We start from the raw sequence: 14,655 nt of genomic DNA on the forward strand, positions 1-14,655 counted from the left end.
CACTCCTTTACATGACGCGTTTGAACATCTTTTCTACTTCATAGCTTGAAAAATGAATGACTACAGGACGGCCATGCGGACAGGTATATGGCTGCTCGCATTTCCGAAGATCCTTCACTAAAGCATCCATTTGATCTTTAGATAGATAGTGATTTGCTTTGATAGATAACTTACAGCTCATGAGAATAGCCGCTTCTTCTCGGAGTTTAGCGATATCGAGCTGTTTTTTATCCAGAACAAGCTGCAACAAGGTCTCAACGATTTGCCGTTCTTGATTTTTAGGATACCATGAAGGATGCTCTCGAATAATAAAACTCGAGGTGCCAAATTCCTCAAGGACCACTCCTACTTCTACTAACTCAGCTATTTTTTCTTTGATCCGAAGTGCCTCATCGAGTGTAAAGTGAAACGTCAAAGGCAATAATAACAGCTGACGCTCTTCATGATTTACTTCCCCTACTTTCGTTCGGTAAAACTCATATTTGATGCGTTCTTGTGCGGCATGTTGATCTATCAGATAAAAGCCATCTACAGTTTGACCAACAATATAAGTCCCGTGGATCTGTCCGACAATATCCATTTCCGGTAGTTCAGGTACCTCTGGAATTTCGGGTTGTTGAATCCGCTCATCAGTTTCTATGACATCACTGGTATCAACTGTCGGATCAAGCACCCACTCTTCGTGAACGACTTCTTGTTTAAGAGTAGCATTTGGTTGTGTAAACTCTTTTGTAAATAACTGCGGTTGTTCGGAACTGTGTATTTTTTTAGGTGCTTGAACTTTTGGAATTTCTTGACGAGAACGAATCGCTTCTCGAATGGTCTTTGTAACAAACAATTCGAGTTCCTTCTCTTTACTGATTCGGATCTGATGCTTAGCAGGATGCACATTGACATCGGATAATAGCGGATCCAGCTCAATTGAGAGCAATGTGATTGGAAAACGGCCGATTGGCAAATAGGTATGATAGGCTTCTTCAATTGCTCGGTTTAAACCAAAATGTTTGACCCATCTTCCGTTCACAAGTACGGTCAGGTAATTTTTTGATGCACGAGTAATAGCCGGTTGGGTTGTCAAACCCGAAATTTTAAAATCTTCATTTTCTGCTGCAAACGCTACTAATTGTTTAGCAGTTGCTGTGCCATAAATGGCCGCAGCGACTTGTTGCAAGCTACCTCTTCCTGAAGTCTGGAGAAGCGTTTGTCCATTATGGATCAGCGTAAACGCCACACCCGGGTAACTAAGTGCAAGGCGGTTGATCAGATCAATGGAGTATCCAAGTTCGGTTTGGATCGATTTGACATGCTTCAATCGAGCAGGTGTATTAAAGAAAAGCTGTTCCACTCTAATAATAGTGCCTTTGCGTAAAGGACCGTCTTGAACAAGGATTCGTTTGCCACCTTCCATCGTTAGGACGGTCCCTCGATCTATGCCAGTAGAAGTTTGCATCCAGATTTTCGAAACAGCCGCAATACTTGCCAATGCCTCGCCACGAAAACCTAACGAGCGGATTCGGAACAGCTCGTGCTCACTGGATAGTTTAGAAGTTGCATGACGCGAAAACGAGAGTTCTGCATCTTCGCGTACCATCCCGTCACCGTTATCCGTCACTTCGATTTTTTGTAATCCCGCTTCTACGAGTTCAATTTGAATGGATGTACTATTTGCATCAATCGCATTTTCCACCAGTTCTTTAACGACACTTGCTGGACGTTCTACAACTTCTCCTGCAGCAATTTTATTGGAAAGCAATTCATCCATCACTTTTATTTTGGCCATGAATGAGTCACTCCTTTTTCGCGTCTTTTTGCAGTTGATATAGTGTATTGATTGCTTCTAGAGGTGTCATTTCTAATATTTGTAACTCTTTTAACTGGTCTATAACTGGATGAGTTAGTTCAAATGTAGCAACTGGCGTCGGATCCACTTTTTGAACGGGAGGAGATGTTTGGAAATCAAAAATCGATAGCTGTCTGTCTTCTTGCTCTTCGTAATCTTCTAACAGTTGTTGTGCCCTTTCGATAATCGCTTGCGGAAGTTCAGCAAGCTCTGCCACATGGATTCCGTAGCTTTTATCAGCTGCTCCGTCTTTGACCTTGTGTAAAAACACCACTTTGCGGTCTTGTTCAGTAGCTGCTACATGAACATTCTTAAGTCGGTCCAACTTTCCTTCTAATTCTGTCAGTTCATGATAATGAGTTGAAAATAACGTATTCGCCCCGATGTGGTCATGTATATATTCCATCATGGCCTGTGCAAGGCTCATTCCGTCATATGTAGAGGTACCTCGACCAATCTCATCAAACAACAACAAGCTCTTGGAAGTCGCTCCGACAATAGCATTGCGCGATTCCACCATCTCGAGCATAAAAGTACTCTGTCCTCCAGCTAAATCATCAGCTGCTCCAATACGTGTGAAAATTTTATCCGTGATGGGGAGTTTTGCTAATTCAGCAGGCACATAGCTTCCCATCTGTGCCATGATCAATGTTATAGCAACCTGTCTCATGTACGTACTCTTACCCGACATGTTAGGTCCTGTTATCAAGAGCATATTTTTTTGATTCGTTAACACACAGTCATTGGCTACATAATGATGGTTGTTCATCATCTTCTCGACTACCGGGTGACGCCCTTCTCGAATCTCCAGTTCTTGACCTTCTGAAAATTCAGGACGTGTCAGCTGATAGCGATTCGCGCACGTCGCAAACGCTTGAAGAACATCCAGTTCACTAAGTGCATCTGCAAGCGTTTGTAGTGAAGAGATATGAGTTTGAAGTGCTTTCCGTAAGTCCTCAAATAAAGCTGTCTCTAATACGAGCGCTTCTTCTTGAGCATTCAATATCAGTGTCTCTTTTTCTTTTAACTCTTCGGTAATAAACCGTTCGGCATTGGCAAGCGTTTGTTTTCGAATGTAGCGAGAGTCATCCGCTAAGTGCACCATCGATTTTGTTAGTTCAATGTAGTAGCCAAAGATTCGGTTGTAGCCAATCTTCAAATTTTTAGCACCTGTCTTCTGACGTTCACTCTGCTCAAGTTCAGCTAACCAGTCTTTTCCATTCGTATCTAAGTAACGCAATTCGTCAAGCTTTTCAGAGTACCCTGCACGAATGACGCCTCCTTCTTTAAGTGTCAAAGGAGGAGAATCAGCAAGTGCTCGTTCCAAAAGCTCCCTGCAATCTTTTGGATCCACAAGCTTTTCTCCATAGCTATTTAATGCAGGATGTTGTGCTTCTAGGAGAAGTCCTTTTAAATATGGTACTTGTTGCAGGGTCCGGCGAAGCTGAGCTGCATCTTTTCCTGTCAAAGTGGCAAAGCTGACTTTACCAAGAAGTCGTTCCATATCATATACTTGCGTAAGCGCTTCTTTAATTTCTTCATGAACTAAAAACTCGTTTAAGAATGCATCAACATAATCAAGGCGTTGTTCGATAAGAGTTTTGTCCGCTAGGGGCTGGTGGATCCACTGCTTTAATTTACGTGATCCCATTGCGGTCTTCGTCTCATCTAGGAACCAGCTTAAAGTTCCTTTTTGTTCCCCCGTACGAATGGAATGAATGAGCTCTAAATTTCGTTTCGAAGCACTGTCGATACTTAAATAAGCAGTCTCTTCATAGTGTGAAAAAGGTTGAATATGAGAAAGAGGCCGTTTTTGTGTCGTTTGCAGATAAGCTAGTAGCATCTCGCTCGCTTCGTTAGTAACGAGTTCTGAATCAAATCGTTCCTCTTGCGTGTATATAGATAAGTGAATGTCATACAACCCGCCAAGCTCTTCCACTAGTAAATAGTCTTGTTCTGAAACAACTACTTCTTTAATATTCAGTTCTTGAGCTTTAGCTATCAAGCTTTTTGCGTCTTCTTGAATCGATGTAGATCGAGCCTCTCCTGTAGCGAGGTCAACATATGCAAGTTGTGTTGGCTTTCCTAGTAGAGCTGCTCCTATGTAGTGGTTGGTTGCAGACGAAATCGTTTTCCCTTCTAGAAGTGTTCCTGGGGTGATCACTTGAACCACTTCTCGTTTGACGATTCCTTTTGTCATCTTTGGGTTTTCCACTTGTTCACAGATGGCCACTCGGTATCCTTTGCTAACTAGTGTCTCTATGTATCCTGCAGCAGAATGATACGGTACACCGCACATCGGAATGCGCTCTTTAGCGCCCGCATCTTTTCCTGTTAATGTGATTTCCAAAATAGCTGCTGCTCGTTTGGCATCTTCAAAGAACAGTTCGTAAAAGTCACCTAATCGAAAAAATAGAAATTCGTTCGGATAGTTTTCTTTTATAGTCAAATATTGTTGCATCATCGGTGTATAAGTCATTGTTCATTACCGCCCTTTAATTCAATCAATGTAGTGTTAGTATAGCAGACTTTCCGGAGTCAATAAAAAAGGAACCTATTGCTAGGTCCCATAAAAAGGAGAAGAGCTTTCATCTGGCTCTTGACGCTGAAATGTCTCAACACAAATGGAGGTTTCACCTATCACTTCCACATGGACGCAGTGCACTGTTTCTACACAGACCTTGCCGTTCTCTTCAATTTTCACACGCTCACATTCAGGTTCATCGATGGACTTAATATAGACATCGTCTCGAGACACCGGTTTACTGTCATAGTGGATAGGTACAGTTCCTTTATAATGAATGGATTCAGCATGTACCGCTGTCTTTTTTGATCCGCCGAATGCATACCAAATGTTCACTTCATATTGCCCAACAAGTTCTACTCCATCCGGTAATTTCTTCGCTTGATACTGATGATTTACAATCCAGCACCCTAAAATACGATTGGGTCGTTGAGGTAAAGCAATGCTCGTCTTGCAGTCCAATTTCTTTTTCCCGTGCCCAATGACCGCCTTCGTAATAATGTGACGATAGTTTTTCAAACACATGCCTCCTCTTTAGTACTATATGCAAGAAAGCAAAAAACGTGCACCTCGAAATGAGGTGCACGCTAAAATTATGCTTGTGCTGGTTTTTGCTCGAATTTGTCTTTTGTCATGAACTGGATTGCTAATAGGATGATGAATAACACCAACCCGATTGTATCAGAAAGACCTTCTGGGTAAATCAACAAGAGTCCTGTCGCAATGGCGACTAAACGCTCATACCAGAATACTTTTCTGTACCAGAATCCTATGATTCCGGCCCCAATTGCAATCATACCCGAAATAGCTGTAAAGAGTACCCAAACCACTTCAAGAGGTGTCGTATCAATCATCAACAGTTCCGGAGAGAACACAATCATATACGGGATGATGAAAGCGGCGATAGCAAGCTTCGCTGCCGTAACCCCTGTCTTGATTGGATCTCCACCCGATACTCCAGACGCTGCGAATGCAGCAAGAGCAACTGGTGGTGTGATATCTGCGACAATTCCAAAGTAGAATACGAAGAAGTGGGCAGATAATGCAATAGCTAATGGAACAGCCGCCCCAGCTGGCTCATCAAGCATTAGAAGCGTGATGATAGCTGGTGCTGCAATAGTTGAAGTGATGACGTAGTTTGCTGTAGTAGGCGATCCCATACCGAGTACAAGGGATGCAAACATCGTAAACACTAAAGTAAGAAGTACACTTCCTCCAGCAGCATCAATCAAGCCGTTTGCAAGACCTAATCCAAGTCCAGTTTTTACTACAACTCCTACAATCATACCTGCGGCTGCAGTCGCAGCAGCTACAGCAAGCGCTGTGCGTGCCCCATCAACCAATGCATCAACAATATCTCTGAAACTCATACGAGTTTCCTTGTTCAACGCACTAAGTACTACGGCAAGGACAATACCCCAAAGAGCTGCTTGCATAGTAGGTACTCCTACGAAAAGCATGACGATGATAGCCAAGATAGGAGCTAGCAAATAAATCTTTTTCAAGACTTCTTTGCGATCAGGCATTTCTTCCTTAGGTAATGCTTTTAAGCCAACTCGTTTAGCTTCAAAATGTGTCATGATCCAGATTCCTGCAAAGTAGAGGACAGCTGGAATAGCAGCTGCTTGTGCTATTTGCCAATAGGAAACCCCACCTATGAACTCCACCATAAGAAACGCTGCTGCACCCATAATCGGAGGCATGATCTGTCCACCCGTTGAAGCAGCGGCTTCAACACCACCAGCGAATTCTTTTCGATAGCCGAGCTTTTTCATCATAGGAATTGTATACGAACCTGATGTTACTACGTTCGCTACAGATGAACCTGAAATCGTTCCTTGTAACGCACTAGAGAAAATAGCTACCTTTGCCGGACCACCAGTTAGACGACCTGCAATAGTAACAGCCAAATCATTAAAATATTGACCCACTCCGGTTTTCACTAAGAACGCTCCGAAAAGTAAGAACACGAAGATAAAGGTCGCAGAAACACTAATAGGAGTTCCTAAAATACCGTCAGTAGTAAAGAACATGACTTGAACAATCGTATCAATATCTTGACCGCGGTGAGCTAAGAATCCTGGGAAATATCGACCATAATACGCATACACAAGGAATACAGCTGCAATGATCGTAATTGGTAATCCTACTGCACGACGTGCCGCTTCAAGAGTCAACAGAATAGCTAATGCTCCTACAGTTAAATCTAAAGTAGAGAGACTTCCTGCTCTGAAGACGATGTCATCGTAGAAAATTGGCCAGTAAAGCCCTACTCCAATTGACAACAATGCAAAGATAAAGTCATACCAAGGTATCGAGGGTTTATGTACCCATATTCTTCGAGCTGGGAACAGCAAGAAGATTAAAGAGAGTGCAAATCCAAGGTGAATGGAACGCTGGATGTACGCTGTAAATTGTCCATTAATCGCTGTGTATAATTGGAATAAAGTAAACGCTAATAAGCCGAAATACACAACTTTGCGCATGACGCCTTGATGGTCGCGAGTATTTGATTCCGGATCATACTTTGATAAAATGGCTTTTTGTTGTTCTTCAGAAAGTTGTTCTGTTGCTTCAATTTCTGGTTTCTGTTTGTTTTCTTCCATCCATCTTTTCTCCTTTCAAACTATCAATCCAAGAGTACGTATCAATTTGTACTCGAAACGAACGGCCAGTTGGCAATTCCTTCTTCAAATCGAAGATTGTATTATCGTATCCTACTTCAAGTTTTTTGTGAATGGATGAATTATACAATGTAAAGAAATTGGTAAACGAATCAAAGGTCGTTAACACCCATTTCCCATCGATTTGTTCAAAAGTTTGGTTTTCTTCTGCTGCTCCTGGCATCCCAATTGCTAAATCTTCATAAATCATTTGATAGAACTGGATTTGATCAGATTCTACTACCCTATAAATCTCAGTGACATCTGAAAGATGGATGGAATGAGTGAAAGTAACTGAAAATTCCTCTTCAGATGTTAAAGGTATGTAGTATGTATCACCTTTAGTAGGCCGAGATTGTTCGAATTCAATGACGCGCTGATAAGGAATGAATGTTAGCAGTAGCAAGAGGATGGCAATGGGAAGCAGAAAAATGCCCGTTTTCATGTTATTCCCTACCTTCAGGGACATAAGCCCAAATTCAAAACTAATTTTCGAGTTTCGGCTTATGGCCTAGTCTCAAGAGATGGAAAAAGCAATGGCCGAGACCATTGCTTTTTTCACTTATTTCTCGTCGAAATAACGTTGTGCTCCAGGGTGAACATCAATACCGATACCATCAAGTGCAGTTTCTGCTTTGATGTATTCGCCTTTTGCATGTGTAATCTGGTCTGTGTTGTCATAGATTGCTTTTGTAATTTCATAGACAAGATCTTCAGGAAGATCTTTAGTTACCGCTAACATGGCTAGTACAGATACAGTTGGGACATCTTCAGTTAAGCCATAAGTGCCGCTTGGAACTTTATCTTCAGCATAGTATGGATATTTTTCAATCAATTCCGCTGCTTTATCAGCCGCAACTGGAACGATGCTTACTTCAGCTACTGCATTTAAAGCTTCAACAGCACCTGTAGGTGTTCCAGAAGTGATGAATGCCGCGTCAATTTGACCCGCTTGCAAGCTCTCTTGTGATTCTCCGAAGTCTAATGCTTGTGCATCGATATCATCCATTGTCATGCCATGAATTTCAAGGATTTGCTCCGCATTTGCATACGTACCAGAACCTGGTGCTCCAACGGAAACTTTCTTACCACGTAAATCTTCTACCGATGCGATTCCCGTGTCAGCTAAAGTAACAATTTGGATTGTCTCTGGGTAAAGAGCTCCGATTGCAGCGATGTTGTCAATTGCTCCGTCTTCAAACATGAAAGTTCCTTCTGTTGCATAGAAAGCAACATCCGTCTGTACGAAAGCGATTTCAGCATTGCCGTCTTTTAAAGCCGTCATGTTGGCTGCTGATGCTTGAGAAGACTCAGCTGTTGTTTTGATTCCAGTCTCATCTGTAATCAAGTTTGCAAATGTCCCACCAAGCGGATAGTATGTACCTTGTGTTCCGCCAGTTACGATGCTAAGAAAATCATAATCTTCTTTTGTTGTCTCACCAGAAGATTCTCCTCCGCCTTCTCCGCCTCCACAAGCTGCCAGCAATAATGCTGTTGCTGCGAAAGTAGTTCCTAGAAACTTAAACTTTTTGTTCATCTTGTTTCCTCCCTTTTCTCGAATAGGTTTTGGACCCGCTTTCATTTTACCATAAAAAAAAGGCAGTGTGTCGAACTAACTAAGACACACTACCTAAGCTATTAAGAACAGCTGCCAGGTTTGGCATTTTTTACGGCTGAACCCGTTTCTCCACGGAGCAAGTCGCCACCAGTGGATTCAATGATTTCATTCGTCACTTTATTAGAAATGGAATGAGCGACCATTTGAAGCAGGCTGTTGACATCTCCTTGAGATTGTTTAAATTCTTGTACGATTGGCAGTTCATCGATCTCTGCTTCAATCGCAGCAATCTTAGTTTCCACTAGTTTCAATGCTTTTTCTTTCCCTAAGTGTTGGAAATTCACAGCTTGTTTTTGAAGACTCTTCAAGCTCGCAATTTTCTCTTTTACTTTTTGATTGGCGTTGATTTGTGCTTCCGCACGTTTAAAGAATTCAACTTCTTCTGTTTGCGCAATCATAGAAGCAATTTCATGTGCTTTTTCTATGATCTGTTGTTTTGTATATTGACTCATACGAGTTCCACCTTTTCTGTTTTTGCCAGTTCAACGAATTCACCATTTAGCGACCACGTTTTAGCATCTGTAATTTTAACAAGGACTAGTTTCCCAATCAACTCTTTTGGACCGGTGAAGTTCACTAACTTATTTTTTCGAGTATACCCAGCTAACACTTCTGGGTTCTTTTTACTCTCCCCTTCAACCAATACTTCTACAATTTCACCTTGATGCTTCAGCATCGCCTGAGCAGACAGCTCATTGACTACGGCGTTCAAACGCTGTAAGCGTTCTTTTTTCACTTCCATCGGGACGTTATCTACCATCTTTGCTGCAGGAGTTCCTTCTCGTGGCGAGTAAATATAGGTGTAGGCGAGCTCGAAGCCTACTTCTTTATAAAGTGAAAGCGTTTCTTCAAATTGTTCTTCTGTCTCATTTGGGAATCCAACTATAATATCCGTAGATAGTGATAGGTTTGGAATGCGCTCCTTCATTCGACGAACTAAATCTAGATAGTGCTCTCGAGTGTACTTGCGAGCCATGATTTTTAGAATATCTGAAGAGCCCGACTGAACAGGTAAATGGATATGTTCTACTAGGTTTCCGCCTTGCGCCAGCACATCAATCAAATGATCATCAAAATCACGGGGATGACTCGTTGTAAATCGAATGCGCGGGATATCAATCTTATGAAGATCATTCATTAAATCGCCGAAACGGTACTCGAGATCTTCAAAGTCTTTCCCATACGCATTGACATTTTGGCCGAGTAACGTAATTTCTTGATAGCCCGCTGCTGCAAGCTCACGTACTTCTTGAATAATGTCCTCTGGTCGTCTGCTCCGTTCTTTTCCACGTGTATAGGGAACAATACAATACGTACAAAACTTATCACAACCATACATGATATTGACCCAAGCCTTGATCTCGCCTTTGCGCTTTCGAGGAAGATTTTCAATAACGTCTCCCTCTTTAGACCAGACCTCGATGACCATCTCCTTAGAAAGATACGCTTCATTTAAGATCTGGGGAAGGCGATGGATATTATGCGTTCCAAAAATCATATCGACTTGATCGTATGTTTTTAAGATTTTTTTTACGACCGCTTCTTCTTGAGACATACAGCCGCAAACTCCAATTAAGATATCTGGATTTTGACGTTTCAACTTTTTAAAATGACCCAGTTCACCAAACACTTTATTTTCAGCGTTCTCACGAATAGCACACGTGTTTAATAGCAGCACATTTGCCTCTTCTACATTATCTGTTGGCTCATAACCAAGGCTTAAGAATATTCCCGCCATCACTTCCGTGTCGTGTTCGTTCATTTGACATCCGTATGTACGAATATAAAATTTGCGGTTTTGGCCCATGCCTTTGAATTGTTCATCAATAGCGAAGTCTGTGTGATAGGAAACGGATTCCTTGCCTCGTTTCTTAGCATCTTTTAAAGAAGGTGGTTGATAAACGGTTTGGAAATACTGACTATAATCCTTTTCAGGTTTCGCTGATGGGTTAATTTGAGAGCTGTGTAACCGTGATTCTTCGTTCATGGGTACGACCTCTCCTTTCTAGACAGTTTCATCCTCTCATTATACCGAAAAAGAAGAGGGGTGCCTACTTTGTTCACAGCTTTGTGCGGAGTAGAAAAAAAAAGACCGCTCTTTAGGAGCGGCCTTTCGTGTTATAGGAATTCAGCTTGTAACGCTTCGAATTGTTCACGAGACATCGTCAAGTTCTCTTCTACAAGAGGAGTCGTTGCATAGTTGTCTAGCTGATGTTGGTAAGAAGCCGTTTCTTTGTCTTGATAGATGATGCCTGTTACAAGTCCTTCTGTTTCCATCACCACTTGCATTGCTTGTTCACGGTTTGTTGAATCGTAATCTTCTCGCTCAGAAAGCTTGACGAGGTTTTCTTTAAACCAATCATACGTATTGATCTTGTTGTATGTGACACAAGGACTAAATACATTGATGAATGAGAACCCTTTATGCTGAATGCCTGCTTCGATAATCGCAGTCAATTCTTTGATGTCTGAAGAGAAACCTTGAGCAACGAATGTAGCCCCAGCTGATAATGCCATTTCCATAGGTTTTAACGACGGCTCGATCGCTCCCCCTGGTGTGGATTTTGTTTTAAACCCTGCAGCTGAACGAGGTGATGTTTGGCCTTTTGTCAGACCGTAAATCTGGTTGTCCATAACCACATAGGTTAAATCAATGTTTCGTCGAATCGAATGAATCGTGTGACCCATCCCAATAGCAAATCCATCACCGTCACCACCAGAAGCGATAACGTGCAGATCACGGTTGGCCATCTTTAAGCCTTGTGCGATAGGAAGTGCGCGGCCGTGAATTCCGTGGAAGCCGTAAGAATTGATGTATCCCGAGATACGTCCAGAACAACCAATTCCGGAAACGACTGCTAGTTCATGCGGTTCAATACCGACGTTGGCTGCTGCACGCTGAATGGCAGCTTGCACGGAGAAATCGCCACAACCTGGGCACCAGTTCGGTTTCACATTATTTCGAAAATCTTTAAACGTAGCCATTTAGAGCATCTCCTTCACTTGGTTCTCCAGTTGACGAGGTAGGAATGGCGTCCCGTCATAACGTAATACATTCTTTATTTTTTGGTGGCCTCCTACGTTCATCTTCACAATAGAAGCGAGTTGACCAGTTGCGTTGTTTTCTACAACCAGTACTTGTTTTGCAGAATCCACTAAAGCTTGCATCTCTTCTACCGGGAATGGATGCACTAAGCGAATATGCGCATGGTTTGTTGTGATTCCTTGATCATTCAAAGACTCTTGAAGTTCTTCTAACACGCCACGAGTCGAGTTAAAACCAACTAATAACACATCTGGTTGCTCATGTGGTGTGTTTTTATAGACAGGTTCTTGGAACTGAATCGTTTGCAGTTTACGCATCCTTTTGTCCATCTGATGTTTGCGGTTACCTGCTGCTTCAGATGGTTTCCCAGTCTCATCATGTTCAACACCAGTCACGTGGTGAATCGCATTCTTCATTCCAGGCAATACACGTGGCGATACGCCATCTTCGGTTACTTCATAACGTTTAAAGTATGCCTTGTCTTCATTTTCCGGAACTGTGTCTCCAGAAAGTAACTTTCCACGAGTCACTTGAATCGAATCGTAATCAAACGGCTCTACCGTTTGTTTTCCTAAAGAAAGTTGAAGATCCGAAAGCAAGATGACCGGACACTGCAATTCTTCTGCTATATTGAAAGCTTGAATCGTATCGTAGAATGCTTCTTTTCCTGTACTCGGTGCGATGACCACTTTTGGAATGTCTCCATGAGTTCCGTAGATCATTTGCATTAAGTCAGATTGTTCTTGTTTAGTCGGAAGGCCTGTTGAAGGTCCTCCACGTTGTGTGTCGATTACTACAAGAGGTTGCTCTGTCATACCGGATAATCCGATTGCTTCCATCATCAACGACAATCCAGGTCCTGCTGAAGCTGTAAATGCTCGAACACCACCATAATTTGACCCAATGGCCATGGTAGCTGCTGCAATTTCATCTTCTGTTTGGATTACAGTGCCTCCGAATAGTGGCAATTTCTTGATCAGGTATTCCATGATTTCAGATGCTGGTGTGATTGGATAGGCAGCCATGAAACGAACGCCTGCTGCAAGAGCACCTAATGCGATTGCATCATTTCCAATCATATAAAGGCGACGCTTTCCATCCGCTGGTCGTAGAACATATGCTCCTGATTTTTCAGGTGCCATCTCTTCAAGCTTCGCATATCCCTGCTCAATGGCTACCATGTTTTTAGCTACGACTTCTTCTCCTTTTTTAGAGAAGATTTCTTTTACGACATCTTCAAAAACAGCGACATCCAATTTCAATAAAGCCGCTGACGCTCCGATTGCTACCATGTTCTTCATAAGAGACGTCCCTAATTCAGAAGCGATCTCTGTAAAAGGAATAGCAATCACAGGAGCTAAAGAATCTTCCGGTTGTACGGGACCAAACTTGGCATCAGCTAAAATGATGCCACTCGCTGTCAGTTCTTTATAATTTAAATCAATCGTTTCTTGATCAAATGCAATCAAAATATCTAAATCGTCCGCAATAGTACGCACTTCTGTAGGACGAACTGTAATTTTGTTATTCGTGTGTCCACCTTTGATGCGGGATGAAAAGTGGCGGTATCCGTACAAATAATAGCCAAGGCGGTTCATCGCCATTGAGAATATTTCTCCTGTACTTTCAATACCTTCCCCTTGTTGCCCTCCAACTTTCCAAGCGAGCTGCTGCAACATGTTGATCTCTCCTTAATAATTACATGATTTAATCCTTCATTAGTTTATCATGAAGCGTTTGTTTCCTCTATGTATAGAACCTTAAAACATTGAATTTCAGTCTAATGACGGATAAAAAGCAGAGGGAGTTCCCTCTGCTAAGGTCATTTATTCTTTTTTTCCACGAGCAGCATAGGTGCTGTGCGTTCCTCGCCACCAATTTCAATGTCTGCAAAGGCAGGTCGGCAGAACAAGTCTTGTCCAGTTGGTGCAACATATCCACGTGCAATTGCAATAGCCTTCACTGCTTGATTCAAAGCTCCTGCTCCCACTGCTTGCATTTCTGAGTAGCCTATTTCACGGATGACCGCCATTAGAGCTCCTGCACTAAGTTCGGGTTAGATCCTGATGAAACTTTGAGTGAATCCATTTCTCGTTCCCTTCTTTCCAAGCTTTGGACATGGTCCATAGAACAAGGTATGCGGAAACAGGAGACTCTAGACTACTGAGCAAATGGTTGATCGTCGTTGATATAGATTCGTTCTTGGTGAATGGCTTTTCCAGCTTGATTCAATTCTACAAAATAGCCACTCAAAACGGCACGGCCGGTTTTCGGGACTTCAAAGCGCGCCGGTAAGTTGGTCTTGAATTTGTAGAGTACATTTTCTTTACCCATCCCTAACACGCCGTCGTATGGACCCGTCATTCCGACGTCCGTAATATAAGCTGTTCCTCCAGGCAGAATACGGTTATCTGCAGTTTGGACGTGAGTATGTGTTCCCACTACGGCAGAAGCACGGCCGTCTAAATGCCAGCCAAATGCGATTTTTTCACTTGTTGCTTCTGCATGGAAATCCACGAAAATATAAGGACTAATTTTCTGAGCTTCTTCTACCATCTCATCAACTTTTTTAAATGGGCAATCGTGCGGCGGCAAAAACACACGACCGTGAAGGTTCATGACAGTAAGCTGTTTGCCATTCTTAGTAATAGTTACAGCTCCTTTTCCCGGAGCATCTTCTGAAAAATTAGCTGGGCGAATCAAGTAATCGGCATCATCGATAAAATCGAAGATTTCTTTTTGATCCCATGTATGGTTCCCCATTGTAATGACGTCCACACCCATAAACAGCAAATCGTCATAGATCTTCTTCGTGATTCCGCGACCAGCAGCTGCATTTTCACCATTGACGATGATTGCATCTGGTTGATATTTCGATTTTAATCGTGGCAAATAGGATTGCAAGGCATCGCGACCGATAGAACCGACGATATCCCCTATAAATAAAATTTTCATTTTCTTCCT

11 protein-coding genes and 1 pseudogene are annotated in these 14,655 nt (G+C 42.4%); all 12 read right to left on the reverse strand.

Translation table 11 applies throughout. The annotated features are described in order from the left end of the window. Positions 1–7: 7 nt before the first annotated feature. A complete protein-coding gene (gene mutL / locus CQS04_RS02840) occupies positions 8–1,780 on the reverse strand; it encodes a DNA mismatch repair endonuclease MutL (protein WP_100352683.1) in 1,773 nt (590 codons plus the stop codon). Between the two features lie 7 nt (positions 1,781–1,787). After that, the gene (gene mutS, locus CQS04_RS02845; protein ID WP_100352684.1) at positions 1,788–4,319 is read right to left on the reverse strand and encodes a DNA mismatch repair protein MutS; all 2,532 of its coding nucleotides are present in this window, start codon (positions 4,317–4,319) and stop codon (positions 1,788–1,790) included. A gap of 81 nt (positions 4,320–4,400) precedes the next feature. Then, positions 4,401–4,883 (reverse strand): outer spore coat protein CotE, encoded by a 483-nt coding sequence (cotE, locus tag CQS04_RS02850; protein ID WP_165775441.1) that lies wholly within the window; start codon positions 4,881–4,883, stop codon positions 4,401–4,403. Positions 4,884–4,957: 74 nt separating this feature from the next. Beyond that, positions 4,958–6,970: a TRAP transporter permease gene (locus tag CQS04_RS02855; protein WP_100352686.1), complete on the reverse strand. Its 2,013-nt coding sequence runs from the start codon at positions 6,968–6,970 to the stop codon at positions 4,958–4,960. Then, entirely contained in the window at positions 6,939–7,472 is a 534-nt protein-coding gene (locus tag CQS04_RS02860; RefSeq protein ID WP_165775442.1) for a DUF1850 domain-containing protein, read from the reverse strand. The genes CQS04_RS02855 and CQS04_RS02860 overlap by 32 nt, the downstream gene beginning before the upstream one ends. 117 nt (positions 7,473–7,589) lie before the next feature. Then, positions 7,590–8,564, reverse strand: a complete 975-nt coding sequence (locus CQS04_RS02865; RefSeq protein WP_100352688.1) for a TAXI family TRAP transporter solute-binding subunit — start codon at positions 8,562–8,564, stop codon at positions 7,590–7,592. A 101-nt stretch (positions 8,565–8,665) separates the two neighbouring features. Continuing rightward, positions 8,666–9,097 carry a YlbF/YmcA family competence regulator gene (locus tag CQS04_RS02870; RefSeq protein WP_100352689.1) on the reverse strand — a complete coding sequence of 144 codons (432 nt, stop codon included), beginning with the start codon at positions 9,095–9,097 and terminating at the stop codon, positions 8,666–8,668. After that, the gene (miaB, locus tag CQS04_RS02875; RefSeq protein ID WP_100352690.1) at positions 9,094–10,632 is read right to left on the reverse strand and encodes a tRNA (N6-isopentenyl adenosine(37)-C2)-methylthiotransferase MiaB; all 1,539 of its coding nucleotides are present in this window, start codon (positions 10,630–10,632) and stop codon (positions 9,094–9,096) included. Before miaB ends, CQS04_RS02870 begins: the two co-directional genes overlap by 4 nt. Positions 10,633–10,763: 131 nt before the next feature. Beyond that, entirely contained in the window at positions 10,764–11,630 is an 867-nt protein-coding gene (locus CQS04_RS02880) for a 2-oxoacid:ferredoxin oxidoreductase subunit beta (RefSeq protein ID WP_100352691.1), read from the reverse strand. Next, positions 11,631–13,370, reverse strand: coding sequence for a 2-oxoacid:acceptor oxidoreductase subunit alpha (locus tag CQS04_RS02885; RefSeq protein ID WP_100352692.1), 1,740 nt, complete (start codon positions 13,368–13,370; stop codon positions 11,631–11,633). A 143-nt stretch (positions 13,371–13,513) separates the two neighbouring features. Continuing rightward, positions 13,514–13,779: pseudogene (locus CQS04_RS02890) on the reverse strand (stage V sporulation protein S). Between the two features lie 72 nt (positions 13,780–13,851). Beyond that, positions 13,852–14,646, reverse strand: coding sequence for a TIGR00282 family metallophosphoesterase (locus CQS04_RS02895; RefSeq protein WP_100352693.1), 795 nt, complete (start codon positions 14,644–14,646; stop codon positions 13,852–13,854). Positions 14,647–14,655: the final 9 nt, after the last annotated feature.

The sequence above is a fragment of the Chryseomicrobium excrementi genome (assembly GCF_002798305.1).
GTDB classification, from domain to species: domain Bacteria; phylum Bacillota; class Bacilli; order Bacillales_A; family Planococcaceae; genus Chryseomicrobium; species Chryseomicrobium excrementi.